Raw genomic sequence first — 238 nt, 5'->3', positions numbered from 1 at the left:
GACTTGGCGGTGCTGCTGGCAGTGACCGGGCCAGGGCAGGGCGCCCAGGGTATTTCGGCGTTCTTAGTCGACCTCAAGGCCCCGGGCGTACGTATCGAGAGCGATTATTCGGTGATGTCCGGCGGGGGTGCCCATGGCGATATCGTGCTCGACAATGTACGCGTGCCAGCGGCCAACCTGATTGGTGAAGAAGGGCAGGGGTTCAAGCTGGCCATGGGGCGCATCACCCTCAACCGCC

At 63.9% G+C, this 238-nt stretch carries 1 pseudogene; it reads left to right on the top strand.

From position 1 onward, the window contains the following. A pseudogene (locus SB786_RS37595) lies at positions 1–238 on the top strand (acyl-CoA dehydrogenase); the annotation flags it as partial.

It is taken from the genome of Burkholderia sp. SIMBA_062 (assembly GCF_046534765.1).
GTDB lineage: Bacteria > Pseudomonadota > Gammaproteobacteria > Burkholderiales > Burkholderiaceae > Burkholderia > Burkholderia ambifaria.
The sequence above is the reverse complement of the archived record's forward strand: the minus strand, read 5'-3'. Positions and strand labels throughout refer to the sequence as shown.